21 protein-coding genes are annotated in these 25,352 nt (G+C 65.4%); 10 read left to right on the forward strand and 11 right to left on the reverse strand.

Annotated elements, in window-relative coordinates; translation table 11 throughout:
• A partial coding sequence (locus tag FHG09_RS18355) for an LPXTG cell wall anchor domain-containing protein (protein ID WP_152349088.1) occupies positions 1-616 on the forward strand: 616 nt, incomplete at its 5' end.
• Between the two features lie 179 nt (positions 617-795).
• On the forward strand, positions 796-3,081 hold the full coding sequence (locus tag FHG09_RS20175) for a helix-turn-helix transcriptional regulator (protein ID WP_227492869.1): 2,286 nt from the start codon (positions 796-798) through the stop codon (positions 3,079-3,081).
• Between the two features lie 62 nt (positions 3,082-3,143).
• On the opposite strand, the gene FHG09_RS18365 is transcribed toward FHG09_RS20175, so the two are convergent.
• On the reverse strand, positions 3,144-3,920 hold the full coding sequence (locus FHG09_RS18365; protein ID WP_152349089.1) for an AraC family transcriptional regulator: 777 nt from the start codon (positions 3,918-3,920) through the stop codon (positions 3,144-3,146).
• Positions 3,921-3,969: 49 nt separating this feature from the next.
• On the opposite strand from FHG09_RS18365, the gene FHG09_RS18370 reads away from it, so the two are divergent.
• Positions 3,970-4,560 carry a DUF2000 family protein gene (locus FHG09_RS18370; RefSeq protein ID WP_152349090.1) on the forward strand — a complete coding sequence of 197 codons (591 nt, stop codon included), beginning with the start codon at positions 3,970-3,972 and terminating at the stop codon, positions 4,558-4,560.
• 82 nt (positions 4,561-4,642) lie between these two features.
• On the opposite strand, the gene FHG09_RS18375 is transcribed toward FHG09_RS18370, so the two are convergent.
• Both FHG09_RS18375 and FHG09_RS18380 read right to left on the reverse strand, forming a co-directional pair.
• Entirely contained in the window at positions 4,643-5,398 is a 756-nt protein-coding gene (locus FHG09_RS18375) for a histidine phosphatase family protein (protein ID WP_152349091.1), read from the reverse strand.
• Positions 5,399-5,462: 64 nt separating this feature from the next.
• Positions 5,463-6,434, reverse strand: a complete 972-nt coding sequence (locus tag FHG09_RS18380) for a LysR substrate-binding domain-containing protein (RefSeq protein WP_227492870.1) — start codon at positions 6,432-6,434, stop codon at positions 5,463-5,465.
• Between the two features lie 91 nt (positions 6,435-6,525).
• Here FHG09_RS18380 and FHG09_RS18385 point away from each other — a divergent pair, with 91 nt between their 5' ends.
• The 3 genes from FHG09_RS18385 to FHG09_RS18395 all read left to right on the forward strand — a co-directional run bounded on the left by FHG09_RS18385 (position 6,526) and on the right by FHG09_RS18395 (position 9,790).
• On the forward strand, positions 6,526-7,440 hold the full coding sequence (locus FHG09_RS18385; RefSeq protein ID WP_152349092.1) for a CoA transferase subunit A: 915 nt from the start codon (positions 6,526-6,528) through the stop codon (positions 7,438-7,440).
• Positions 7,437-8,300: a CoA-transferase subunit beta gene (locus tag FHG09_RS18390; RefSeq protein ID WP_152349093.1), complete on the forward strand. Its 864-nt coding sequence runs from the start codon at positions 7,437-7,439 to the stop codon at positions 8,298-8,300. The genes FHG09_RS18385 and FHG09_RS18390 overlap by 4 nt, the downstream gene beginning before the upstream one ends.
• A 110-nt stretch (positions 8,301-8,410) precedes the next feature.
• Positions 8,411-9,790: an MFS transporter gene (locus tag FHG09_RS18395; RefSeq protein WP_152349094.1), complete on the forward strand. Its 1,380-nt coding sequence runs from the start codon at positions 8,411-8,413 to the stop codon at positions 9,788-9,790.
• A 241-nt stretch (positions 9,791-10,031) separates the two neighbouring features.
• Here the strand turns inward: FHG09_RS18395 and FHG09_RS18400 are convergent, their stop codons facing one another.
• Complete coding sequence (locus FHG09_RS18400; protein ID WP_152349095.1) at positions 10,032-12,476, reverse strand: HNH endonuclease signature motif containing protein; 2,445 nt, start codon at positions 12,474-12,476, stop codon at positions 10,032-10,034.
• Between the two features lie 827 nt (positions 12,477-13,303).
• Here FHG09_RS18400 and FHG09_RS18405 point away from each other — a divergent pair.
• Positions 13,304-14,557: an NADP-dependent malic enzyme gene (locus FHG09_RS18405; RefSeq protein WP_152349096.1), complete on the forward strand. Its 1,254-nt coding sequence runs from the start codon at positions 13,304-13,306 to the stop codon at positions 14,555-14,557.
• A gap of 135 nt (positions 14,558-14,692) precedes the next feature.
• On the opposite strand, the gene FHG09_RS18410 is transcribed toward FHG09_RS18405, so the two are convergent.
• Complete coding sequence (locus tag FHG09_RS18410; protein WP_152349097.1) at positions 14,693-15,115, reverse strand: organic hydroperoxide resistance protein; 423 nt, start codon at positions 15,113-15,115, stop codon at positions 14,693-14,695.
• Positions 15,116-15,155: 40 nt separating this feature from the next.
• A complete protein-coding gene (locus FHG09_RS18415) occupies positions 15,156-16,271 on the reverse strand; it encodes an SPFH domain-containing protein (RefSeq protein WP_152349098.1) in 1,116 nt (371 codons plus the stop codon).
• A 210-nt stretch (positions 16,272-16,481) separates the two neighbouring features.
• Between FHG09_RS18415 and FHG09_RS18420 the strand changes: the two genes are divergently transcribed.
• On the forward strand, positions 16,482-17,180 hold the full coding sequence (locus FHG09_RS18420) for a FadR/GntR family transcriptional regulator (RefSeq protein WP_152349099.1): 699 nt from the start codon (positions 16,482-16,484) through the stop codon (positions 17,178-17,180).
• Between the two features lie 56 nt (positions 17,181-17,236).
• The gene (gene nagB, locus FHG09_RS18425) at positions 17,237-18,019 is read left to right on the forward strand and encodes a glucosamine-6-phosphate deaminase (protein ID WP_152349100.1); all 783 of its coding nucleotides are present in this window, start codon (positions 17,237-17,239) and stop codon (positions 18,017-18,019) included.
• A gap of 66 nt (positions 18,020-18,085) precedes the next feature.
• On the opposite strand, the gene FHG09_RS18430 is transcribed toward nagB, so the two are convergent.
• Genes FHG09_RS18430 through FHG09_RS18445 form a run of 4 tightly spaced genes read right to left on the reverse strand, consistent with a single transcriptional unit; the run spans position 18,086 to position 22,476 of the window.
• Positions 18,086-18,772: an N-acetylmannosamine-6-phosphate 2-epimerase gene (locus FHG09_RS18430; protein ID WP_152349101.1), complete on the reverse strand. Its 687-nt coding sequence runs from the start codon at positions 18,770-18,772 to the stop codon at positions 18,086-18,088.
• A complete protein-coding gene (locus FHG09_RS18435) occupies positions 18,772-19,887 on the reverse strand; it encodes an ROK family protein (RefSeq protein WP_227492871.1) in 1,116 nt (371 codons plus the stop codon). Before FHG09_RS18435 ends, FHG09_RS18430 begins: the two co-directional genes overlap by 1 nt.
• Positions 19,884-20,801, reverse strand: coding sequence for a dihydrodipicolinate synthase family protein (locus FHG09_RS18440; protein WP_152349102.1), 918 nt, complete (start codon positions 20,799-20,801; stop codon positions 19,884-19,886). Before FHG09_RS18440 ends, FHG09_RS18435 begins: the two co-directional genes overlap by 4 nt.
• A 10-nt stretch (positions 20,802-20,811) precedes the next feature.
• Positions 20,812-22,476 (reverse strand): sodium:solute symporter, encoded by a 1,665-nt coding sequence (locus FHG09_RS18445; RefSeq protein WP_152349103.1) that lies wholly within the window; start codon positions 22,474-22,476, stop codon positions 20,812-20,814.
• Between the two features lie 251 nt (positions 22,477-22,727).
• On the opposite strand from FHG09_RS18445, the gene FHG09_RS18450 reads away from it, so the two are divergent.
• Positions 22,728-23,558: a CoA transferase gene (locus FHG09_RS18450; RefSeq protein WP_152349104.1), complete on the forward strand. Its 831-nt coding sequence runs from the start codon at positions 22,728-22,730 to the stop codon at positions 23,556-23,558.
• Between the two features lie 351 nt (positions 23,559-23,909).
• On the opposite strand, the gene FHG09_RS18455 is transcribed toward FHG09_RS18450, so the two are convergent.
• Positions 23,910-25,118, reverse strand: a complete 1,209-nt coding sequence (locus tag FHG09_RS18455; protein ID WP_227492872.1) for an AAA family ATPase — start codon at positions 25,116-25,118, stop codon at positions 23,910-23,912.
• Positions 25,119-25,352: the final 234 nt, after the last annotated feature.

Consider the following 25,352-nt stretch of genomic DNA (forward strand, 5'->3'; position numbering starts at 1 on the left):
GGAAGCGAATGCCGAGTCCGCAGCCCGGGCCGCATCGACCGCGGATTCCTCGTCCGAGGCATCGGTCGAAGCCGCTGCAGACGCCGATGGAACCGAGACCGACACCCAGGCCGACGTCGACGGGGCCTCGTCGGATCCTCAGGCTGAGGCCGATCAGGACACGACGGCCGATGCTGATGGCACCAAGTCCGATGCTGACGCAGACGGCACCAAGTCCGATGCCGATGCTGACGGCGCGAAAGCCGACGTCGACGGGGCCCAGGAAGCCGACACCGACGGAGCCAAGGCCAGTGCCACGGCCGATTCCGACGGTGCGAAATCCGAATCCGAAGCGGATGAGGACGCGGGGGCGGCCACCTCGGCGACGGCGAATGCCAGCTCAGGATCGAACGCATCATCCGATTCGAACGCGGGAGCATCGGCCAACGCCAACGCCAACGCCAACGCCAACAACGCAGAAGCATCATCCGATGCGAACGCAGGAGGCTCGAGCGATGGCGGTGACCTGCCGCGCACCGGTGCTGCTGGGGCCGTCACATTCGGCCTCGTCGGTTCGCTGCTCATCGCAGCCGGCGTCGCAGCGATCGCTATGTCACGGCGCAATCGGCAGAGCTGATGACACGGTGAGGTGATTCACCGACTCCGCCGCTGGTGAGCCGTGACCCGATCACGGCTCACCAGCGGTCTCGGGTTCATGCGGTACTCTGGCTCATACCCAGCACCAAATTTCCCCTCCCTGCGGCAATCACCCCTGCCGACCGGCCACCGCCGCCATAACAGAAGAGACCCGAATTCATGACCAATTCCCAACTCAGACGCCCCGATGACCCCACAACCGCGCCGGTGACCCCGGCCTCCGAAATCGATTCCCGATTCGGGCCGCGCGCATCCTCCCTCGAATCCTTCGCCGAGGCGGTCGAGCACAGCGACATGCTGGCCGAGTCCGATCTCGAACAGCTCTTCACCTGCAGCGGCGGCCGAACCCGCATTGCCGACATACTCCGGCGGGCACGCGTCAACGCCGGCAGCTCCGTGACCGACACAGATTCCGACCGCATCGGCGCGATGCTCCCACCCGAACTGACTCCGGTCGTCAACGGCGCCACGCGGGAGGCAGCGGCGCTCTATCTGCTGGCCCTGTTCTCGGCGGCACCGCGAGTCACCTCAGAGATCGTCCACCTGGTCCACGTCGCATTCGCCGCCGCGAAGGTGACCGCCTCGGCGGCATCGTCACCCGAAGACCTCACCTCCTTCCTCCTCGACCAAGGGCTGCTGACGATCCCGAACGGCACCGACGTCGTATTCACGGTCCCTCCCCTCATCCGCCGACTGATGCGCCGAGTCATCGCCACCGAATCGAGCACCGCTGAGAAGACCCCGCGAGAAGCGCTCGGAGCGGCCATTGCGAGCAAGTTCGGGCGGATGCGCCCGGACGACCGATCCGGACTGGTCGAGATCGTCGACCTCGTCGTCGAGACACGGCACTGGAAGGTCCTCGAACGAGCCTGGGCCCGCCGATCCGTCAACGTCTTCCTCGATGCACCCACTGCGATCAAAGCCTATCTCGGCGTCCCCGAGGATGTGCTCGCCAAGAATCCGATCCTCACCCTGGCCCGCAGCGCGGCCCGTCGCATCGACTCGACCCGGCTGAAGCTCGGCAGCGATGTCGGGCCGACGGTGCTGGCCGCCACCGACTTCGACAGCATCGTGCTGCCTGAGCTGCACGGGCTCCTGTTCGCCGAACCGGACCTCGTCCTGACCGCCGACGAGGTGGCCGTGCTGACCACGCTGGAAGCACGAACGCACAGACTGAACAAGGACTACAAACGCGCCCTGACCCTGCTCGACGCGGGGCGAGAACGGCTGCGCCGCCTCGGCGAGGCAGAACCCGGACCCACGCTCATGCTGCAGGCCGAACTCAACCTCGAACACGGGCGGAACCTGAGCGCGGCCGGGCATTTCCCCGAGGCGACGGCGATGCTGCAGCGGGTCGTCCAATTCGCTGAGATCTACGCGCCGAACTCGCCGCATCCCCTGCTCACCGGGCTCGTCGAGGCCGGCCTGGCCGGGATGGGACACGGGCGCGGATCGGACATGGACCGCAGCCTGACGCGCGCCAGGCAGAACGCCGCTCGGTTCGGGATGGACACGCTGCCTGACGAGCTCACGGCGCGGTGCGTCGAGCTGATGCGCAGCCTCGACCGTCTCGAGCTCACTGCCGCCGAACGGCTGCTCGAGGGCCTCGACTCGGCGAAGCCCACGGGGAGTCTCGGGCCGATTCCCGACATCATCCGCAGCCTTCACCTTGTCTACCAGGGGCGGGCGTCGATCGCCGCGAAGTTGCTCACCGAGAGCACACATGTGCGGTTCCTGCCGATGGTCAGCGTCTCGAGCGCACGATTCTCAGGCGTGCTCAACATCGCCAGCTTCGTGCTCATGGCTGCCGGGGAGAAGAAGGCCCTGCAGGAGCTGGGCGACCACCTCAACCCGCACAGCCCCGGCTACCCGATCGTCAAGGCCCGGCAGGCACTGGCTTTCGGGCAGCACGATCTGCTGTGGTCTGAGACCGGGCGGATGCTGACCGGGGATCAGGGGCCTCGCCTCAAGAGCTCCGCTGCGGCTCTGCGTGCCGACATCCTCCACCATGAAGGGCGTGCGGACGAGGCGCTCGAAGCGTTCATCCATGTGCTCGACTACTGCTCCCTCACGTCATCCGTGCTGGCCATCGCGCAGCTGTCGAAGCAGACCCGGGACGCGCTCGTCTCCGCGTCCGCCGACCATCCCGGCTGGACCGCCCTGGCCAGGTCTTTCGCTGACGAAGAGGTGACGCCGACCGAACTGCAGAAGCGGCTTCTCGACCTGCCCGAGTCCTCGCAGACCGTGCCGGACTTCCAGACCGACCTGACTCCGGCCGAACTGTCGCTGCTCTTCGCCATCGATTCGCCGAAGTCCGTGGCGCAGATCGCCCGCGAGTTCGGAGTCGTGCCCGGCACTCTGAAGAACCGGCTGTCCGCGCTCTATCGGAAGCTCGGCGTGCGCAACAGAACCGAGGCGGTCGCGCACGCCCACCGGCGCCGATAAGCGGGGCGATGACTGCGTGTTCACTTCCGCGGTTTGGCACCCACCCGCTGCGGAACCAGCTGTCAGGCGGCGAAGACCCCGGGAGTCGTACCCAAGGTCGACCTGAAGTGCCGGGTGAGATGCGCCTGGTCATGGAACCCTGACTCAACGGCCGCCTCGGCGGGGGAGAGGCCGGACAGCAGCAGCCTGCGGGCGCGATCGACGCGGCGACCGATGACGTACCGGTGGGGCGCGATTCCGAACGCGGACGTGAACACCCGCACCAGATGGCTGCGGTGGGCGCCGAGCTCGGTGGCCGCCTCGGCGATGGTGAAGGACTCGAACAGGCGATCATCGAGCATTTCGCGCAGACGGCGGGCCAACGGGGCATCCGAGGCGGGCTCAGCGGTCGGGGTGAGCCGGGAGAGCGCGAAATCGCGCAGGGCGAGCACCCCGCACTCGGCGGCGAGGGCATCGGCCGGATCGGTCAGGGCGGCGTGGATATCGGTGACCGCGGTCAGGGCATCGGTGCCGAGCAGGGTGGGCGAATCCGCCGCGGCGTCGACCGCGGACCCCGGCAGCCACTCGGGCTCGAGGTAGAGCACCCGTTTGCGGAAGCCCTTCTCCGCCGACGCCGAGCGACCGTCGTGAGGCACCTGCGGCGGCAGCAGCGTGACTGCGGTCGGCGTGGCGAGGTGATCGTGCCGATCGAGGTCATAGGTCACGGCACCGTCGTCGATGAGCAGGACCGTCCACGAATCGTGCGTATGCGAGGGATAGGCATGATGGTCGAAGCGGGCGTGGAGCACCTCCTGAACCTGCGGAACCTGAGGGTGCCAGGCGCGGATGACGTCGACCATGCAACAAATGTACAAGACCGCGGTGTGTGCTGACGGTGAAGCTGGATCCATGCACGAGAACACGAATTCCACAGTCCCATCCGATGCCTCATCGCCCGCCGAGGCGGCAGTCGGCAATCCCGTCACCGAGGCGGCCGCACCGTCGTCGTCTGCCGACCCGAGAGCAGTGTCGAGTGCACTGTTGTCTGGCGATCCGAGTGCGCAGTTGTCTGGCGATCCGAGTGCGCCGGTGCGGTTCGACACGAAGGTCGTCGTGGTCCTCCGCGATGGCCTGCTGCCGTGGCAGGAGCTCAACGTCACCGCGTTCCTCATGTCCGGCATCGCTGCGAGCGAAGACGACCTGGTCGGAGAGAACTACCGCGACGCCGACGGCAATGACTACCTGCCGATGCTGCGCCAACCGGTGATGGTGATGAGCGCGGATGCGGAGAAACTCAAATCGATCCGGTCGAAGGCGTTAGGGCGCGGAATCCCGACCGCCGTCTACACGGAGGAGCTGTTCTCCACCGGCCACGATGCGGCGAATCGGGCGGCTGTGGCGCTGGTGCCGGCTGAGCAGCTCAACCTCGTCGGGGTGGCCATGCGCGGGGCGAAGAACGCGGTTGACCGGACCGTGAAAGGAGCGCGGATGCATGACTGATGGCGCTGAGGCTGCTGAGACTCCTGGAGCGACCGGAGTTGCTGAGACGACCGGGGAGACGCTGCCCGTGTCAGGCTGATCCTCAGCGATACGTTGCGTTCTTCGGGTCCTGATGGCCGTGGTCGTTGAAGGAGATGAGGCTGGTGCCGCCGCGGCCGGTGATGATCTTCGTGATGCCGGTGTTGATGGTCACTCGGTTGAACGCCATCCACTGGTCGAAGCCTCCGCCGAGCAGCCGGGCGGCCGTCCAGGCGATGGCACCGGCGCTGGAGACGACGATCGTCGACTGGCCCGATCCCATCGCGTTGATCGCCTCGTCGAGGGCGTGATCGACTCGAGAGGTGAACTGTCTGTAGGTCTCCGAATAGCCCTCGTCATAATCACCGGAGGCCCAGCGGGCGCAGCCGCGTTCGAGTTCGGTCTGGAAGATCTTCGAGTCGTGCTTTGCCCGCGGGTCGGTCTCGGTCAAGGCGCCCGTGAGCTCCCAGGCGTTGTACTCGTTCCAGCCGGCATCGACTACCGTGTCGCGTTCGCGGCCGGTGCCGAACTCGTGATTGCGTTCGCGGTCGGGGCTGTGCTCGTGAGTGGGCTCGCGGTTGGCCCCGTGCTCTCGGCCGTGCTTGTGATCGGGTCCTTGCCTGAGCCCTGCGAGGATGCCGGCGGCCGTCTGCCGCTGTCGCAGCATCTCACCGTGGATGACCCGATCGGGTTCGACGCGCTGGGAGGCGAGGAATCGGCCGGTGACGCGGCTCTGCTCCTTGCCGAGATCGGACAGCCGGTCATAGTCATCGGTGCCGAAGGAGGCCTGTCCGTGTCGGATCAGATAGAGCACGCTCATGAATCACCACATCCTCGTCGTGAAGCCCGAAGCACTGTTCGAGCGATCGTTTACTGATGCGAGTCTACGGGACAGCGGTGGGGAACAGCTGCTGGGCCAGTCGCAGCACCTCGGCGAGAGCAGGACTGACGTCGTTTCTGCGCCAGGCCATGAGCAGCGGGAACGGCCCCTTCGGATCCTCGAGGGGGACGAAGGCGATGTTGGGGAAGGAAGCGTTCTGCGGCACCGAGGACACGGTGACCGAGCATCCGATCTCCGCGCCGACGAGCGAGAGAATCGTCCACGTGTCCGGGGCGACCTGGATGACGGTGGGATTGAATCCTGCGGCTTGTGACAGCGCGTAGAGCCGTTCGATCGTCGTCGAACCCGGGTTCGGCGGCAGCGTGATGAAATGCTCTCCCTCGAGTTCGCTCATCGACACCGACTCCCGTCCTGCCAGAGCGTGCTCTCTGTGCATGGCGACGACAAGCGACTCTTGGGCGACGACCCGCGTCTCGATGGACTGCGGGACGAAGGGCCAGAGTCCGAAGGCGAGGTCCATCGAACCATCGGCGACGCTGTCGATGGCGGGCAGCGCGAAGGATGCGCTCTGCAGACTGAGATGGATTCCCGGATGAGTGCCGCGGACCAATTTCAGCAGCCGCCCGATGAGTTTGTGGGTCGCGATACCGGTGAAGCCCAGACGCAGATGTCCGACTTCGCCCTTCCCCGCCGCCTGCACTGCGGAGTCGGCGAGGCGATGGCTCATGAGGATGTCGCGCGCAGGTTCGATGAGCGCCTGTCCTGCCGGAGTCAGGCGGACCGATCGGGTGCTGCGTTCGAACAGCTGAGCCGACATATCGGACTCGAGGCCTCGGATGAGTCGGCTGAGGGGCGGCTGGGTCATGTGAAGTCGTTCGGCGGCCCGGCCGAAGTGAAGTTCCTCAGCGAGGACGAGGAAAGCGCGGATGTGCTTGGTGTCCATATCGGTGTCCCAATCGTGAAATGCGGCCGTCCCTTCAAAGAGGACCGGGAGATATTCGTGCAGAGTGTGCATCAATCAGCTCCATTATAAGTATTGGACGGGTATCAATGACTTTGGAAGGATGACTGAGGTCACAGTCATTCGAAGTTCGAGGAGGAACGCGATGGACAAGACGATGAGTCTTCCCCGAGCGATCAGCACCTATCTGAGCGATGGAGACACAGTCGCGCTGGAGGGATTCGGTCATATCGTGCCGGTCGCCGCCGCGCACGAGATCATCCGGCAGGGCTTCACAGATCTGGTCCTCGCCCGCATGTCCTGTGATGTCATCGTCGACCAGCTGCTCGGAGCGAACTGCCTGAAGGGCCTCATCTCCTCGTTCATCGCCAACAGTTCGGCCGGTTCCCTCCACGAGCTGCGGCGGCGCATCGAGATGTCGGACCCGGAACCGCTGTGGTTCGACGAATACAGTCACGGCGGAATGGTCGCTCGCTACCAGGCCGGTGCCGCGAAGCTCCCGTTCCAGCCCATCGCCTCCTACCGAGGCAGCGACCTGGCGGCGAAGAACCCACGGATCAGATCCGTGCCCGACCCCTACGGCGGACCGGACATCCACGTCGTGCCCGCACTCAATCCCGACCTCACGATCATCCACGCCCAACGCGCAGACCTACACGGAAACGTGCAGGCCTGGGGGATGCTCGGGATCCAAACCGAGGCCGCGTTCGCCGGTCGCCGTCTCATCGTCACCGTCGAAGAGATCGTCGACGAGGCTGTCATCCGCTCCGATCCGAACCGCACGATCGTTCCCGCGCACGTCGTCGATGCCGTGGTCGCCGTCCCCCGGGGCTCGCATCCTCACTCGGTCCAGGGCTATTACGACCGCGACGACGAGTTCTCGAGACAGTGGTCGGTGCTCGCCCGCGACGCTGCGGCGGTTCAGAACTGGCTCGAGACCAACATCCGCGACTCGAGCGACCACGACGAGTTCCTTGCCACCCTCGGATCTGACCACTTCGAGCGGATGGCCATCCACGACGCCTATTCGACACCTGTGAACTACGGAGGCCGAGCATGACACTGAGTGCTCACGACACGACTGAGACTCAGACCCGCGACGAGGTCAGCGACGCCACCAGCAGCGAGGTCACCCATGACGAGACCACCGGCGACGAGGTCACCAGCAGCGAACTTCTCACGGTCCATTCGGCGCGGGCGCTGGCCGGACGCAACGTGGTCTTCGCCGGACACGGCCTGCCCACGCTGGCCGTCTCCCTGGCCCAGCACACCGTTGCGCCGGACGTCGAGATCGTCTACGAATCGGGAGTCACCGGAGCCAGACCGCCGGTCATGCCGCGCAGCATCTCGGACTCGATCCTCGTGCCGGGAGCCGCCTCGGTGATGCCGATGACGCACCTGTTCAACTATGTTCTGCAGGGCCAGCGCATCGATGTCGGATTCCTCGGCGCCGCGCAGGTCGACAAGTACGGGAACCTCAACTCCACCCTCATCGGTGAGGACTGGGAGCACCCCGACAGCCGGCTTCCGGGCTCAGGAGGAGCCATCGAGGCCATGGCGGGCGCAGCCGAGATCTTCCTCGTCATGCGTCGACACACCCCGCGCACCTTCGTCGAATCCTTGGACTTCGTCACCTCCCCGGGGCCGAAGAAGGCCGCCGAGGCGGAGGTCGGGTCTATGCCGACGGGCGCAGGCGTGACCCATGTGATCACCGACCTGGGAATCATGACGCGCTTCGCCCGGGATGAAGAGCTCACGCTCACGGCCGTTCACCCGGGTGTCGACCCCGCCGAGGTGGTGCGCCAGACCGGGTGGAACCTGCAGGTCTCGCCCGACCTCGAGACGACGCAGCCGCCGACTCCGGGTGAGCTGGCACTGCTGCGAGAGACGCTCGATCCCACCCGCATCTACCTGCGCTGAACCGGAGCCCTCACTCGCCCATCCATGTCCGTGGGCAGCTGTGGGCAGCAGCCGACAGCTGAGGCTTCCTACCGAGCACGCGAGAATTCGAACCGAAGAAAGTTGAAATCATGTCAATGAAGACAAGCACCCAGGCTGCATCCCCTCCTGACCCGAATGTGACTCGTCCCGAGCTGCGCCGTGCCGCATGGTCATCGTGGCTCGGCAGTTCGCTCGAGTACATGGACTTCACCCTCTACACGCTTGCCTCAGCCTTGGTCTTCGGGCCGCTCTTCTTCCCCAATGAGACTCCTGCGGTCGCGCTGATCTCCAGCCTCGGTGTCTATGGATCCGGGTTCGTCGTCCGCCCGATCGGCGGGTACGTCTTCGGCCGAGTCGGTGACAAGCACGGACGTCGGATCGTCCTCATCGTCACCCTGTCGATGATGGGCATCGCGACCATGGGCATCGGGCTTCTGCCGACTTATGCGCAGATCGGCATCTGGGCACCTGCGCTGCTTGTCGTCCTCCGACTCGTGCAGGGGTTCGGAGCCGGAGCCGAATTGGCCGGAGCCTCGGTGCTCTTGGTCGAATCGTCGCCTGTGCGTCGCCGTGGGCTCTTCGGAGCGATCGTGGCGATGGGGACCAACAGCGGAATCTTCCTGGCCACAGTTCTGTGGACCCTGCTCACCCTGCTGCCGGACGAAGCCTTCCTCAGCTGGGGCTGGAGGGTGCCCTTCCTGCTCAGCATCGTCACCACATTCGTGGCACTGGCGATTCGCACGAAGGTCAAGGAATCCCCGGTGTTCGAGGAAGCCAAGGAACGCCGCGCGGAGGCCGCTGCGCACAAGGTGGAGCAGCCGAGCATCCTCGTCGAGGCGCGCCGGTCGACGAAGTCGTTCCTGCTCGCCCTGGGTATCCGCATGGGCGAGAACTCTGCGGTCTACCTGGTCAAAGGCTTCATGGTCGGATGGGTCGTGACTACGACCGGCCTTGATTCCGCGGTGGTCACGACCGGCATCATGATCGGAACCGTCATCGGCTTCGCGACCGTGCCGTATTTCGGCAGGCTCAGCGACAAGGTGGGCAGGCGACCGGTGTTCCTGGGATTCACTCTCTTCCAGATCCTCTTCGCGATTCCGGCCATGCTGCTCATCGAGACCGGCAATCCGATCGTCATCGCCGCTGTCTTCGCGGTCTTCGTGGGCGGCCCTCTGCCGAACCTCTACGGCGTTGAGTCGAGCTGGCTGGTCGAACTGTTCGGATCGAAGCACCGGTATACGTTCATGACCACGATCAAGGAAGTCGGGTCGGTCGTCTCCGGCGGCCTGGCACCGGTGATCGCGGCATCGCTCGTCGCCGTGATCACCGACTCGTGGTGGCCCGTCGCGATCGTTCTCATCCTCTTCGCCGGCTGTGGCCTGCTCGGCGCACTCTTCGCACCCGAAACCCGTGGTCGCGACCTCACGACTGAAGTCGACGCAGTGGACGAACGGCGCCCGCTGCAGTAGGGGAGGAGGGCCCGGGCCCCTGCGATAGTCGACGGACGCCCCATTGCGATTGGCGACGGACGGCCCAATGCGATTGGCGACGGACGGGCCGGTGCGGTGGACGACGACCAACCCACTGCGGTAGACGTCGGCCCGACCGACGAAACGCGATCCGTGGTTTCGGCGCTGAGAGGTCTGCCGCCAGCGCTGTCGGCGTCGGCGTCCGAGCTGGGAGCGATGCCGCAGGCTCCGTGGCGCGTCATCAGAACGGTGGGGGATCGACCTCGAGGTCGTGGTCCCAGTTCACTGTCTTGGAGACGAAGCGGTGGTCCCAAGGATCTGCGGTTCCCGCATCCTTGCGCATCGCGGTGTCCTCAGACTGCGTATTGCCCTCGGAGCCGGTGATGCTCGAGCCAGCGTTGGTACGGGCGCTGGGCTTGTCGGGCTCGTTCGGGTCGAAGTCGATATCGTCGATGTCGAGCTTGGCAAGACGCGCCCATTTGACTACTTGGGCATACCTCGCGTTCCCCGTCAGCTGCTTCACCGCGGCAGTGTCGGAGCCGGCAGGGAGACAGGGCTGGAAGACAGAGTTCTCCCAGTCGAGGCACCGCTCGAGCCTCAGCCGCTGTCGTGCGGCACGCTGGTCATTGAATGCCTCCGACAAGCGACGCTGCTTGGCATCGCGCTCCTCGCGTAGGCGCTTCTTCTCGTCACGCTCGCGAATTGTCGACTCGCCGGGCATGAGCTCAAGCACCGTCGGAACAGTGGGGATCATCGATACGGGCAGAGTCCACCGCTCGAGACCCAAGTGTGCCAAGGCGGCGAAGTCGAGGACCTGGGCAACATTGATCGGCTGCTCGGGAGCCGACACAGTGGTCGAGATCCCGTGCCTGAATTCGTAGTCGATTACGCCGGATTTGGGCATAGTGACCCTATACCGACCGGCAGTCTTGAGCGCATGGTGCAGTCGGCACAGTGGGTGAATGTTCCCGAATCGGGTGAGTCCGCCCTTGAGCGGCACGAGGTGGAAGAACGGATTGACATGGTCCATCTCCGACTTCTCAGCCCTGCGCGAGCAGCCGGGGACAGTGCACACCGTCCACTGCTCGATCAGGGTCTTGCGGAGGTCCCTCGGGACTGTATAAGTCGTGGCCTTCGCATCGATGGGAGTGCCGGTGGCGGGATCGGTGAGGATCCGCTGGATGGACTTCGACCGGCCGGCGATCGTGCGAGCTACCTCGGCGGGGACCGGCGAGCCGTCAGCGAAAGTGCCGGGCAGGTCCGAGTCGCCGGTGAGGGTGAGGAACGGAACCGTCACGACCGTGGCGGCCTGGTTCGCCAGCCACGACTGGCTGGTGGGCATGCGCAGTTTGATCGAGTACTCGACGGGGCCATGGTCGGCCTGATCGCCATCCTTGGGGGCCGGGGCGAAAGCGGACCCGATGGATTGATCGCCCGACACGTCGCCGGCGATCGCGCTGTCGGCGTCGGGCGACTGCGCGGCGACTCGCTTGGCATAGTCAGCGAGGCCGTCTTCGGCGTCCAGGCCCGGAATGAGCTCTCCGTCGGCACCGAGCATCGGTGCCTCTTTGGCGGTCTGGATACCGGTGACCGAATCGACTGCGACGACCTTGACGCTCAGCTCGGGAACCGGACGGACGAACAGGTCGTATTCGAGCTGGGAAATGGAGCGGTCGTCGTTGAGCTCGACTCCTGCGGGCAGATTGAACGCAGACTTGTTCTTCCCATTAATCGCCAGGGCCATTGCCTGGATCCGGTTGTAGCAGGAGAAGATCTCGGCGGACGGACCGCTGACGGTGAGGCACGCGGAGCCGTCCTTATAGCCCTCGACGTCGATGCGGCGGCGCTTCGTGGCGATCTCTGTCGCATCGGTCGGAGGCACGAGCAGGGCGATCATCTTCGTCAGAGCCCTGCGCAGGGAGTCACAGGTGACATCGGCCTTCTTGGTGGCCAGGAAGGCATCGATCCGCGGCAGGAACTCGAATGCAACGTTCTGGCACTGCTGAGCAGCGACATCGACATGAGCGCGCGTGAACTCGCCGGCACGGACACGGTCGGTGAACCGGGGGAGTCCGTAGAGGATCGTCATCGCGCTCGACAGCTGGCGGTAGGTGCGTCCCGAATTGGTTCCCAGCACCGTCGAGATCTCGACGAGGTCATCGGAGTCCACGTTGTCATAGACCCACTTCGAGAAGCAGATGCCCGAGTCGAGCTCGGGGAACTCCGGCAACAGGTTCCGCGCGGCATCCGAGGCCTTCTTCTGCTCACGAGCAAAGTCTTCGTCATAGAACACGGCCGGGTCCGTCGCGGCCTCGGCGCTAGACGGGGCGTCCACGGCCGATTCACTGGGCTCGGCACCAGACTTCTCGCCGACGGCCTGCGAATCGGCTGCTGCTGCTGCGTGTCTGGATTCCTTGTCGCGGCGCTCGAAAGTTCCGGCGATCGTCTCGCAGCGGAACGGCTCGGAGCCCTCGGGGATGGGGAAATCGAGGCCGATGAAGACCTGTTCGAGCACCACTGCAGACAACGATTCGAAGGCGGAGAGATAGGCGCGATCTGCGGCGGCGGACTCCTCAGCGAAGCGAGACATGCTCGATTCGAAGCGGATGGTCAGCCGCGGAGACGACGGTGTCGTCTCGGGTGCCTCGGCGTGCGCCGGGGTGGAACGGTCGGTCGTGCCCTTCATTGCGTTTTCACCTGCCTCGGACTTCGTTGTCGGGGAAGTGGAGCTGATTTGAAAAGCCTGTAACACTATGATAATCAATCAAAGTGCCATATACAATAGAAAACAGAAAAATAGTTCGAATAATTCTCGATAGCTGATCGTGTCTGATTTCGTTGTGCAACAATCGTCGCATTCGGCACTGACACGAGAATCCGGGCTGGCCCGAGCTGACACGAGAGCCCGAGCTGGCACGGGTGACCGAGCTGGCACGAGAACCCGAGCTGACACGCGAGCCCGAGCTGGCACAAGAATCCGAGGTGACGCCAGGGCATAAGCTGAGATGAGAACCCAGTCAGACACGAGAACGCCAAGGGAGCTGCGCCCGCCTTCCGCGGTTCCAAAGGTCCGGAGAACATGCCACCGAAACGCCGGGCAACCTCGGCGAGGGGTGGATTTTCGAGTGAATCGAGTCACGTCATCGGTTATGCTGATCGGGTTGCCGGATGCGACCCATGAGGTCGACACTCGCCCTTATGCGAGCCGTATCCGCACAGCGCGCACCTGCGGCGCCCTTCACCTAGGGTCTGCACCACAGGGCGCGCAGACGTCACCGCATCATCCTTCACTGGTGACCAGTTCTTCGTCAGGACCGCCTCGGCGAACCCATACGGGCTCATACAAGTGCAGCCGGGCTCTTGCGAACCCATACGGGCCATGCGAGTGCAACCGGGCTCATGGAAACCCATGCGAATGCCGCCGAAGCCGCGCCTCCGACGGCCGACGTCCAGACGATCACTGTCGACGACAGCGAATACGCCCTGTCGCCGCATCAACCACGAGGATCAAACATGACGACCACCGCCGAAAACTCGACCGCTTCCGGCCAGAACGCGCCGACTCCCATCACCGATCAGGAGATCTTCGCCGCCCACGAAGGCGGCAAACTCTCCGCCGAGCTGACCAGCCCGCTCGCCACTCAGCGCGACCTGTCGATCGCCTACACGCCGGGCGTGGCCAAGGTGTGCACCGCGATCAAGGACGAACCGCAGCTGGCACGCACCCATACCTGGACGGGCCGCCTCGTCGCGGTCATCTCCGACGGCTCGGCCGTGCTCGGCCTCGGCGATATCGGAGCGAAGGCCTCGCTGCCGGTGATGGAGGGCAAGTGCGCCTTGTTCAAGAGCTTCTCGGGACTCAATGCGATCCCGATCGTCCTCGACACCAATGACACCGACGAGATCGTCGAGACCATCGTCCGGATGGCCCCGACCTTCGGCGCGATCAACCTCGAGGACATCTCCGCTCCGCGCTGCTTCGAGATCGAGGACCGCGTCAAGGAAGCCCTCGACATCCCCGTCATGCACGATGACCAGCACGGCACCGCCGTCGTCGTCCTCGCGGCGCTGACGAATGCGCTGCGCGTGGTGAAGAAGTCGTTCGAGTCCGTCCGCGTCGTCGTCTCCGGGGCCGGAGCCGCCGGCGTGGCCGTGGTGAAGATCCTCGCCGACGCCGGTGTCAACGACATCGNCGTGGCCGTGGTGAAGATCCTCGCCGACGCCGGTGTCAACGACATCGTCGTCCTCGATTCGAAGGGCGTCGTCGACTCCGGCCGGTCCGACCTGTCCGAGACGAAGCAGGCGCTCGCCGCCGACACGAACCCGCGCGGCATCTCCGGCGGGATCGGCGAAGCCCTCGATGGAGCCGACGCCTTCATCGGCGTCTCCGGCGGCACCATCGACGAGGCGCACCTGGAGAACATGGCCGATGACGCGATCATCTTCGCCCTGTCGAATCCCAACCCCGAGGTGGTCCCCGACGTCGCCGCGAAGTACGCCACCGTGGTGGCCACCGGGCGCAGCGACTTCCCGAACCAGATCAACAACGTCCTCGCGTTCCCCGGAATCTTCCGCGGCGCGCTCGACGCCGATGCCGACGAGATCACCGATGATATGAAGCTCGTCGCCGCGCGTGCGATCGCCGACCTCGTCGGTGATGACCTGGCGCCGGGCTATATCGTGCCCGGTGCGCTCGATTCCCGTGTGGCGCCGGCCGTCGCCGAGGCGGTCGAGAAGTCCGCGCTGGAGGCGATGACCACGCGCTGACGTCGGGTTCGATCGGTCCGCACACAGCCGAGGGGCGGGTGAAGAGAGATCTTCACCCGCCCCTCAGCTGTGCTGTCTGCGGAAGACGAGCCGGTCGCCGCCGCGCGCGGACAGTAGGCTTCTGGCGAATGGCCGCTAGTCGTCGGTGACGTTGATGGTGACGTCGATGTTGCCGCGGGTGGCGTTGGAGTACGGGCATACCTTGTGGGCCTTGTCGGCCAATGCCTGAGCCTCGGGTTTGTCGAGGTGCGGGAGGGTGACCTCGAGTTCGACGGCGAGCTGGAAGCCGCCCTCGTTGTCCTTGCCGAGGCTCACGCGGGAGCCGACCGAGGAATCGTCGATATTCGCCTTGGTCTGACTGGCCACGAGACGCAGCGCCGAGTGATAGCAGGCGGCGTAGCCGACCGCGAAGAGCTGCTCGGGATTCGTGCCGTTGCCGCTGCCGCCCATCTCCGTGGGGGTGGCGAGGTCGACATCGACCTGTCCGTCGCTCGTGCGGCCATGGCCGTCGCGGCCTTCGCCGGTGGCCAGTGCTTCTGCGGTGTAGAGGGCCATCATGATTCGTCCTTTCGTCGGTGGTGCGGTGCTCAGCGGCCGATCACTGCCGTGGATCCTGCGGAGGCTCCTGTGAGTTCGTCCACTGCTGGGCGATCGACTGTGCTCTCGACTTCAGCGACTGTGCGTTCGGCTCATCGGATCCGCCGGAGTTCGGGGGCGTCGTCGGCTGGGGCGGGACATCGCCGCGCTCCGAGCGGTGGCTCGAGGTGTACCGGCTCTCCGGTGCTGTGAAGGTCGCACCGTCCTCGGCGGCGTTGGCGGCGAAGAGGGCATTGCGGATCTCCTGACCCATCTCGCCGAGCCCGCCCGGATTCGAGGGCATGAACAGCACGTTCGACCGCCCCTCCTGAGCGACGTTCTGCATCGTGTCGAAGTACTGGGTCATCATCAGCAGCTGCTCGGCCGTCTTGTCGATGCCCACCTCCTGCAGCTTCGCGTACTGTTCGGCGATGCCGGTCGCGATCGCCTTGCGCTGCGCGGCGACGCCCTCACCGTGCAGGCGCATCGCCTCGGATTCGGCCTGAGCCTGGGTGACGCGCTTGATCTTGTCCGCCTCGGCCAGAGACTGGGCTGCGACGCGGTCGCGCTGTGCGGCGTTGATCGAGTTCATCGAATCCCGCACCTTCGTATCCGGGGTGATGTCGGTGACCAGGGTGCTCACGATCTTGAACCCGTAGCGCTTCATCGACTCGGACAGTCGGCGCTCGACGTTCTCGGCGATGTCGTCCTTCGACTCGAATGCGGTGTCGAGCGTCAGCCCCGACAGTGCCGAGCGGACGGTGTCGAAGACGTAGGAGCGGATCTGCTCCTCCGAATTCGCCAGACGGTAGTAGGCATCGGCGACATTGTCCTCTTCGACGACGTACTGCACCGCGACCGGCACAGTGACGAAGACGTTGTCCTTCGTCTTCGACTCGATGTTGACCTCGAGCTGCTGGACTCGCAGCGAGATCGGCCTGCTCGTCGTCTCGATGAACGGCACCTTCGTGTTCAATCCCGGCTTCGCGACCTTCTTGTACTTGCCGAAGCGTTCGACGATGACGTTCTCCTGGGTCTTCACCGTGAAGAACACGCTGGTGCGCAGCTTCCCGAACAACAGGACGGCGACGACGAGGATGATGATGACAACGGCGATGGTGACCGCAAGTCCACTCATGACTGCTCCAATGGGTCGTGGTTGTCGGCCGTGCGACGACCGCTGACGCCTATCACTCTAGTAGTCATTTCGGCCCGCGTATATGACAAGGCCACCCGCGTATAAGACAAGGCCGACGGTGCCCGTCTCGAACGGGAAACCGAAGACGGATACATCTGATGTCAGACGTATACTGGAGACTCGGCACGGAATCGACGGTGGAAGGTGCTCATGACGGAGGCGACAGCGGCCGGTCGGAAGGTGACGACTTCCGACCGGATCAAGGATCTCATCCTCTCAGACGGACTGCACCCCGGCGATCTCCTGCCGACCGAAGGGGAACTGTGCACCCGCCTCGGCGTCTCCCGATCCAACGTCCGCGAGGCCATCCGCAAGCTCTCCACCCTCGACATCGTCGACGTCCGCCACGGTCACGGCACCTATGTCGGCGAGATGACCCTCGACGCGCTCGTCGAGGCGCTCGTCTTCCGCGGAGTGCTCAGCCCCGGCGACGACCTCGATGCGCTGCGCGACGTCATCGAGGTCCGCAAGGCCCTCGACCACGGAATGTCCGAGCAGATCGTCGACGCTCTGCAGGGGACCTCGAACCCGGACCTGCATTCCCTCGTCGATGAGATGACCGCGCTCGCCGCAGACGGCAGGACCTTCCCGCAGCAGGACCGCGCCTTCCACACCGGTCTGCTCGCCCAGCTCGGCAACTCACTCGTCGGCCAGCTCGTCGCGGCGTTCTGGGACGTCCACACCGCGGTGCTGCCGAAACTCAATGTCGCCGTTGCCTCCGACCTCGAACAGACCGCGAAGGCCCACGGGCTCATGCTCGAGGCCGCGGAAACCGGCGATGCCGAGGCGTTCCGCGACGCGATCACCGCCCATTACGAGCCGATCATGCGTGCCCTCGAGAAGAAATGATTGACTGAGGCCCATACGCCTCAACGACTTGCCGGACCAGTGCCGAAGGAGACCTGATGGAAGTTGTCATCGCCGATGAATTTACGCTGGCGGAGCTCGCCGCCGATGCGATCGAGCGGCTGCTGCGCAGGCAGACCGCGCCGGTCCTCGGGCTCGCGACCGGTTCGAGTCCGCTGCGCATCTACGATGAGCTGACGACCCGCCACAAGAACGAAGGGCTCACTTTCGCCCATGCGCAGGCGTTCATGCTCGACGAATACGTCGGCATCGCCGCCGACCATCCGGAACGCTACCGCAACGTCATCGACGCCGAGATCGCCACGCGCGTCGATTTCGCCGAGGGGGCCGTCCACGGACCCGATGGAACCGCCGACGATCTGGCGGCCGCCTCGGCGGATTATGAGCGAAAGATCGCCGAGGCGGGCGGAATCGATCTGCAGATCCTCGGAATCGGCACCGACGGCCACCTGGCGTTCAACGAGCCCGGATCGTCGCTGGCGTCACGGACGCGGGTGAAGTCGCTGACGCATCAGACGCGGGTCGACAATGCGCGGTTCTTCGACGGGGATGTCGAACAGGTTCCGAAGCTGTGCCTGACCCAGGGGCTGGGCACCATCATGGAGGCGCGTCACCTCGTGCTCGTCGCGACCGGCGGCAACAAGGCCGAGGCCGTGCACCAGATGGTCGAGGGGCCGATCTCGGCGATGTGGCCGGCGACGGTGCTGCAGATGCACCAGCACGTGACCGTGCTGGTCGACGATGCGGCGGCCTCCAGGCTGCAGCTCGCCGACTACTACCGCCACGCGTATGAGAACAAGCCGGCCTGGCAGGATCTCTGAGCGGATCGAGCCCTGAGCGGGCTCAGCCGTCGGTCTGAGCAGGCTCAGACCCCGACCTGAACAGGCTCAGCCCTCGACGGCCTTGGCGAACCATGAGGTGATCGTGGTCGGGTGGGTGATCGCGGTGCCCACGACCACGGCCTCGGCCCCGGCTTCACGGGCGGCCGCGGCCTGGGCGGGGGAGTGGATGCGGCCCTCGGCGACGAACATCGCGGGCAGATTCGCGGCCCGGATGGCACTGATGAGTTCGAGATCCGGGCCGTCGGTTGTCGGTCGTTCGCCGGTGTATCCGGCCAGAGTCGTGCCGATGATGTCGGCGCCGGCATCGACCGCTGCCCGAGCATCGTCGAGGCTACCGCAATCGGCCATCACCAGGGCGTTCGTCTGCTCGTGGAGGCGAGTGACCGTCTCGGTCAGGCTCAGCCCGTCGGGCCGTTCCCGCCGCGTCCCGTCGAGTGCGACGATCTGGGCGCCTGCCAGTGCCACGGCATAGGCATGTTGGAACGTCGGAGTGATGACGACCCCGTTCTTGCCGTCCTTCCACAGTCCGATGACCGGGACCTCGACGGCCGAGCGGGAAGCCTGAATATCGCCGAGGCCCTGCACCCGCACCGCCGCCGCGCCGCCTGCCACCGCCGAGGCGGCGATCTGGGCCATCGTGTTCGGATCCCGCATCGGCTCGCCCGGATAGGCCTGCACGGAGACGATGAGCCGCCCGCGCAGCGCCTCGAGGATTTCGGTCTTCGACAGCATCAGTGAGTCTCCTTCTTCGTGCGGGCGCGTGGGGCCGGATCGCCGTCTTCCGAGACCGGGGAGTCGTCCCACAGTCCGGCGGCGCCGATGAGGGCGGCGTCCTGCCCCAATTCTGCCTTCACCAGTTCGATTCCGGAGGTGGCGGGGATGAGTTCCGCGGCGAAGGCCTCACGCAGAGGCGCCCACCAGATTTCGTCCATCTCGGCGAGCCCGCCGCCGATGACGATGACCTCCGGCGCGAGCACGTTCGCGATCCCGCCGAGCGCCGATCCGAGGGCACGTGCCCCGATATCGAAGGCACGAATGGCCAGAGGATCCCCCGCCGAGGCGGCCGCCCCCAATACTCGGGTGCTCGCCGGCGCCGTGGCCGGGTTTGATGACGTCACTGCCGCCGAGCTGGGGGAGTCGGAGGGTGTCGCCGCTGCCGGTACGTGGGACTGCCCTGGCGCCGCAAGTTCCACCGGCCCGGGGTCGATCTCGGCGGATTCATGGGCCAAGCGCCGGAAGGCCGCGAGGATGCCTGGGCCCGAGGCGACGGCCTCGACGTGGCCCGTGCCGCCGCACGGACAGTCCAGTCCGGCGGCGGCCGCAGACGGCACATGCCCGAGGTGTCCGGCCGCCGAATTCCGGCCCGTGAGCAGGTGCCCGTCCGTGATGAACCCGCCGCCGATGCCGGTCCCGGCAGCGACGAGCAGGGAACTTCGCGTGCCGCGCGACGCCCCGGCGAAGGACTCGCCGAGGGCATGCGCATGCACATCGTTCACGGCCCGCACCGGCAGTCCCGTGCGGGCAGAGAGCTCGGCGGTCAGCTCCGTCCCGGCCCAACCGACCAGCGAATCCGTCGCCGAGACCACGACGCCGGTGGCGGGATCGATGACCCCGGCCGCACCGATGCCGATCCGCCACGCGAGGTCGCCGGACTCGGCGCCACCCGAACCGGGCACGTCCGCAATGACGGCGGCGGCCACCTCGGCGATGGTGTCGAGAACCGCCCGGGCACCTGCGGTCGCGGGCGTCGGCACGCTGCGCACGTGGGCTAGACGTCCGTCGATGACGGCACCGGCACGGATCTTCGTGCCTCCGACATCGACGGCGACGGTGGCGGGCAGGGTCACAGCAGTCCTGCGGCGGCGACGATCTCGCGGACGCGCTCGGTCTCGGCGGCGTCGAGGGCCTCCATCGGCTCGGCCATCCGGTTCGAGCCGATGACGCCCATGAGCTGCAGGGCGGTCTTGAACCCACCGAGCCCGGCGGCACCGGCGGACACGCGCCCCGGGGTGGCAGCCCCGGTGATGTCGAACAGTCTGGCCACGCGATCCTGCTCGGCCGCGGCGGCCTGCCAGTCGCCGGCCTTCGCCGCGTCATAGATGCGCACGTATCCGGCAGGATCGACGTTGCCGAGGCCGGGGACGATGCCCGCCGCACCGCCGAGCATCGCACCGTCGGTGACCACCTCGTGGCCGGTGAACACGGCGAAGTCGTCCACGTGCTTCGTCGCCAGCAGCAGGCGGCGGAAGCCGACGTCGTCACCGGAGGAGTCCTTGACTCCGGCGAGCACACCCTCCTCGGCGAGGCGGACGAGGACGTCGAGCGGCATCTTCATATGCGTGCGCACGGGCACGTCATAGGCGAAGAGGGGGACGCTGATATGGGCGGCGACCGCGCGCAGGTGGCGCTCCACCTCGGCGGCGTCGGACAGGGCATAGAACGGCGTGGTCACCACGGCCGCGTCACCGCCGATGGCCAGCAGCCTGTCGGCCTCTTCGAGAACGCGGGTCGTCGTCTGCTCGCTGATGCCCACGAGCACGGGCACGCGCCCGGCCGCGGCCTCGATTGCGGTCTCGAGCACGAGGTCACGCTCGGCGTTCGTCAGATACGGGACTTCACCGGAGGACCCGAGCACGAAGATTCCGTGCACACCGCCGGCGACGAGGTGGTCGACGAGGGCGGCCAGCCCGGCGCGGTCGATCTCACCGCCGGAGGTGCGCGGGGTCAGCAGCGGGGGGATGATTCCGTGGAAGTCAGTCATTGTCGTGTCCTTACTTGTCGTTCGTGTTGTTGCTCGCCGAGGCGGCCCCGGTCTCGGTCGGATCCGATCCGACCGTCGGGGCTGAGTCGGCGGAGACCGCGGGGGCGGAGGCCACGGATGCGGCGACCGTCCGGGCAGGATCGGTGGGGACTCGGCGAGTGTAGGCCGAGCGCTTGCCGTAGATCGTCAGCGGCAGCACATCGTGGTCGTTGCGGCCGCGCTGCATCGCTCCGGTGATCAGAGAGATGAGGTAGCCGAAGACCATGGCGCCGACGAACGCGACGGTGGAGACCATGAACGGCGTCAGTCCGGCCTGTTCCTGGACGGCCCAGGCCAGTGCGGCACCGAGCAGCAGCCCTGCAAGCACTCCCGAGGTGTTCGCCCGCTTCGTGAAGATGCCGAGCGCGAAGACGCCGGCCAGCGGGACGCCGAAGAGTCCGGTGATGGCCAGGAACAGATCCCAGGTCTGCGCCTGATCGGTGGCCGAGAGATAGAGCGCGACCCCGACGGACAGAGCGCCGACGATGACGATGACGGCGCGGGAGAAGCCGACCCCGGTGCGCGGCGCTCCGTCCTTGGGCGGGAAGAAGCGGTCGCGGATGTCGACGGTCACGCAGGCCGAGATCGAGTTGAGGCTCGAGGAGATCGTCGACTGCGCGGCGGCGAAGATCGCTGCGATAAGCAGACCCGAGACGCCGGCCGGCAGGGCCGTGACAGCGAAGTAGGGCACGAGCGCGGAGGTGTTGAACCCCTCGGGCAGAGCCTCCGAGTGCTGGTAGAAGCTGAAGAGGACGGTGCCGATTCCGTAGAACAGCGGGATCGTCAGCAGAGCGAGGAAGCCGTTGACGATGAGCGACCGCGCCGTCGACTTCGGCGAATCCGTGGTCTGGTAGCGCTGGACGACGTCCTGGCTGGCCGTGTACTGGTGCAGGTTGTTGAACACCGACCCGAGGAAGACGATCGGGATGGCCGCTGCCGCTCCGCCGAACTTCCAGTTGTCCGCGGAGATGAACTTGTCATCGGCCGCGGCGTCCGAGACCACGGTGGCCAGACCGCCGTCGAGGGCCATGATGCCGAAGACGAGGATGACCCCCGCGCCGACGAGGAGGATAATGCCCTGGACGACATCGGACCAGATGACGCCCTCGATGCCGCCGAGGAAGGTGTAGACGATCGAGAGCACGCCGACGGCTCCGGCGACGAGGGCCGGGTTGATGTCGGTGACCGAGCTGATGGCCAGAGTCGGCAGGTAGATGACGATGGCGACGCGGCCGATGTGGAAGAGGACGAAGAGGACCGAACCGAGCACGCGGATGCTCGGGCCGAAGCGCTCCTCGAGGTACTCATAGGCCGTGGTGACGTCGAGCTTGCGGAAGAACGGGATGTAGAAGATCACAAGCAGCGGGACGATCGCGAAGATCGCGATATTGCCGGCCGCATAGGACCAGTCGGCGAGGAAGGCCTGCTCGGGCGTGGACATGTAGGTGATGGCCGACAACGTCGTCGCGTAGATCGAGAAACCCGCCGCCCAGGCCGGGATCCGTCCGCTGGCCTTGAAGAACTCCTCTGTTCCTCCGCTGGCCCGCCGGGTGAACCAGACCCCGATGCCGAGGGTGGCCAAGAGGTAGATGATGATCACGGCCCAGTTGAGGCCGCCGAGTCCCGGAGCGTCCATGCTCCCTCCTCACGTGGAAAACGATAGGGGACCGGCGCGGGCGTGAGTGCGAGCGGAAGTCCCGTCTGACATATAAGACCGACACGTAAGACGTATGATGTCCTATGTTGTGAATGTACGGGAATGTGCGACACGGCACAACCCGGAGGGCGGCAGGCGCGGCTTATTGAACACTCTTTCAGTTTCCAATACATTCGTTGAAAGACGATGGAGTGCAGCACTCGTGCTGCGAGCGAATCCGAGGAGACACGGTGCCCGACCAGCAACCACTTGCCGGAGTCACGGTGATCACGCTCGCCGTGAACCTGCCCGGGCCCTTGGCGGCCGCCCGGCTGAGCGCCCTTGGGGCCGAGGTCATCAAGGTCGAGCCGCTCACGGGCGATCCTCTCGATGCCGCTGTGCCCGAGTACTACCAGGAGCTGACCGTCGGCCAGGACATCCGCAGGCTCGACCTCAAGGATCCCGCCGGTAAGGCAGAGTTCGACGCCCTCGCCGCCGAGGCTCAGGTGCTGCTCACCGCGATGCGACCGCGAGCGGCGTCCGCACTCGGCCTGCCCGGGCTCGTCGACCAGCACGCGCTCGTCCACGTGGAGATCGTCGGCTTCGCCGGTGACCGCGCCGACGTGCCCGGCCATGACCTCACCTACCAGGCCGCGCACGCCACACTCATACCCGGCACGATGCCGACCGTGCCCGTCGCCGACGTCCTCGGCGGAGAGCATGCCGCACTCGAGGTGCTCGCCGGACTGCGGGAGAAGGAGCAGCTGGGCGCCGTCGGCGGTGTCGTCAAACGCGTCGTCCTCGACGAGGCGGCCGCATGGGCGGCAGGGCCGGCACGGCACGGTCTGAGCTCACCCGGCGGCCACCTCGGCGGGGGATCACCGTTCTACCGGACCTACCCGACGTCCGATGGGCACATCGCCGTCGCCTGCATCGAGCCCCATTTCGCGAAGGCCCTGGCCGTGCACATCGGCACCGAGGAGGCCGTTCTCGAGCGCACCTTCGCGGCCGAGCCGACCGCGCACTGGGTGGAATTCGCCGCCGAGCACGATCTGCCGATCGAAGCGGTCCGGGCCGGCTGACAGCACCCTCATCGAGGCGACGGACCCAGACCTACCCGCGGTCAGTTATCGGCCCAGGATGCGGCCCCGCATCGACGGCGGCGTGATCGTGATTGTGAAGGAGATCAGTGCTCATGGTCTTTGAGGCTGACGTTGGTCCGGAATTCTTCCCCGGCGTCGGTATTCTCTGACTCGGCAGTATCCTGGTCTGCCGCGACTACGACACAGTACTCGACTGGCTTGCAGTCGGGCTCTTCGGTCGAGGAGTCGAGCGCGGTGCCCTCATCAACACCGCCTTGGTGGTGGCTTTGGAAGGTCAGGCCGGAGCGGCCGCGTGCGCTAAGGCGAATGATGCGAGGTTCGAGTGCGTTTTTATACAGACGGCGGTGGTGGGTATGCACTCCAGCCGTCGGTCCCTCCAGAGCTTGAAGGGTGCTGCGGGGCCATCGAGCGAATATAGTCGCCCAGGTAGGGGAGCGAGAATGCGACATATCCCCGACCATCGGGCTGAACGTACCCGCTGTTGATCAATCTGGTTTTGTAGATCTGCGCATATTGTCCGTATGTGCCCATGCGATCGGCAATGTCTGACATCTTGCTTCGTCCCGCTTCGTCGACAGCCATTGCGTTGACGAAATCTCTGTCGCGCTCTGAGAGGTCTTCATAAACTCGGCTGATGACTCGCCGCTGCACGGAACTGATCGCTTTGTCGTGAGCAATTTGTGCGTCCTCAACTGAGATCGTCTCCTCGCCGGGGGTGTTTCTCCATGCATAGTCACCGGCCAGCTGAATCAGATATGGATAGCCCTGGGTCACGCGGATGAGGAGTTCCAATGCCTCGGGATCGATTACCCTGCCTGCGATGCGAATGGTCTCTTCGAGTACGTGTCGGGTTTCTTGGGGGTTCAGCCGACGGAAATCCAAATCGCGAGAGCGTCGGATGAAGGTTGTGTGGTCGTTCTTCGCTAGTTCATCCAGGTCCACCTTGATCCCGGCAAAGGCGATCATGATGTTCGAACCCTCAGACTTTGCATGCGCGACTTCAAGGGCGAACCGCGACAGCTCGCGCAAGCGGACTTTTCCTGACGAAACTTCGTCAATGGTGATGAGGATCCCGGCTTCACTGTTCAGGGCTGTGGAGAGAGCAATCAGATCGTCGCGCAGCAGTGGTTTTACGCTGCGGCTGCGGTCGACATATTCAAAGCCGGCTGAGAACTTCCAAATTCCTATGCTGCTGAGCCTTGCGCGGGTGGTCTCTGTGAGTCGGTTGATCTCACGTGGGATGGAAGACTCAGTGATCCGTTCCATGAGGCCTTTGCTTGCATCATCTGCAAGGACGATCCATCCGGCCTCACGTGCTGCGTCTTGGAGCCTGGCCAGCATAGATGTCTTGCCGGATCCGCGAAGGCCTGAGATCAGCAGCGAATCGTTCTCCCCGAAGTCGAGCGTGCGAAAGACTTCAGTGATTTCGTTCAGCTCTGCCCTGTGGCCGCCGAACACCAGCGGAGGCTTGCTGTAGCCCGGCGTAAATGGGCTGGGGCCGTACATGCGTGTGTCAGGCATTCGACCTTCCAATGTCATACGGCTGAATCGTATTTATTTTATTTACTTTAGCACCATCGACCAACCGACGCGACCTTTCGTGGTGGCCGTCGCGGCGCGCTCGTTTCAGTAGCTCGAGTGGCTAGGCAGTACAAGCAAACGATATTTGTTTTATTTATTTGCTCCGCAGGTTTCAGGCCACCATTCGGCAACGGGCTCACTCATGGACGCAGAAGCCTCGCCATTGAGCCAGCGGTTGCAGGCGCCCCACCT

The organism is Brevibacterium sp. CFH 10365, assembly GCF_009299785.1.
Classification (GTDB): Bacteria; Actinomycetota; Actinomycetes; order Actinomycetales; family Brevibacteriaceae; genus Brevibacterium; species Brevibacterium limosum.

Coding starts and splice junctions, on each gene's coding strand:
- FHG09_RS18385 (WP_152349092.1), top strand. CDS start 6,526: ATGGACAAGACGATGAGTCTTCCCCGAGCGATCAGCACCTATCTGAGC.
- FHG09_RS20175 (WP_227492869.1), top strand. CDS start 796: ATGACCAATTCCCAACTCAGACGCCCCGATGACCCCACAACCGCGCCG.
- FHG09_RS18455 (WP_227492872.1), bottom strand. CDS start 25,118: ATGACATTGGAAGGTCGAATGCCTGACACACGCATGTACGGCCCCAGC.
- nagB (WP_152349100.1), top strand. CDS start 17,237: ATGGAAGTTGTCATCGCCGATGAATTTACGCTGGCGGAGCTCGCCGCC.
- FHG09_RS18445 (WP_152349103.1), bottom strand. CDS start 22,476: ATGGACGCTCCGGGACTCGGCGGCCTCAACTGGGCCGTGATCATCATC.
- FHG09_RS18430 (WP_152349101.1), bottom strand. CDS start 18,772: ATGCTGTCGAAGACCGAAATCCTCGAGGCGCTGCGCGGGCGGCTCATC.
- FHG09_RS18390 (WP_152349093.1), top strand. CDS start 7,437: ATGACACTGAGTGCTCACGACACGACTGAGACTCAGACCCGCGACGAG.
- FHG09_RS18370 (WP_152349090.1), top strand. CDS start 3,970: ATGCACGAGAACACGAATTCCACAGTCCCATCCGATGCCTCATCGCCC.
- FHG09_RS18400 (WP_152349095.1), bottom strand. CDS start 12,476: ATGAAGGGCACGACCGACCGTTCCACCCCGGCGCACGCCGAGGCACCC.
- FHG09_RS18395 (WP_152349094.1), top strand. CDS start 8,411: ATGTCAATGAAGACAAGCACCCAGGCTGCATCCCCTCCTGACCCGAAT.
- FHG09_RS18420 (WP_152349099.1), top strand. CDS start 16,482: ATGACGGAGGCGACAGCGGCCGGTCGGAAGGTGACGACTTCCGACCGG.
- FHG09_RS18410 (WP_152349097.1), bottom strand. CDS start 15,115: ATGATGGCCCTCTACACCGCAGAAGCACTGGCCACCGGCGAAGGCCGC.
- FHG09_RS18375 (WP_152349091.1), bottom strand. CDS start 5,398: ATGAGCGTGCTCTATCTGATCCGACACGGACAGGCCTCCTTCGGCACC.
- FHG09_RS18440 (WP_152349102.1), bottom strand. CDS start 20,801: ATGACTGACTTCCACGGAATCATCCCCCCGCTGCTGACCCCGCGCACC.
- FHG09_RS18415 (WP_152349098.1), bottom strand. CDS start 16,271: ATGAGTGGACTTGCGGTCACCATCGCCGTTGTCATCATCATCCTCGTC.
- FHG09_RS18365 (WP_152349089.1), bottom strand. CDS start 3,920: ATGGTCGACGTCATCCGCGCCTGGCACCCTCAGGTTCCGCAGGTTCAG.
- FHG09_RS18380 (WP_227492870.1), bottom strand. CDS start 6,434: ATGCACACTCTGCACGAATATCTCCCGGTCCTCTTTGAAGGGACGGCC.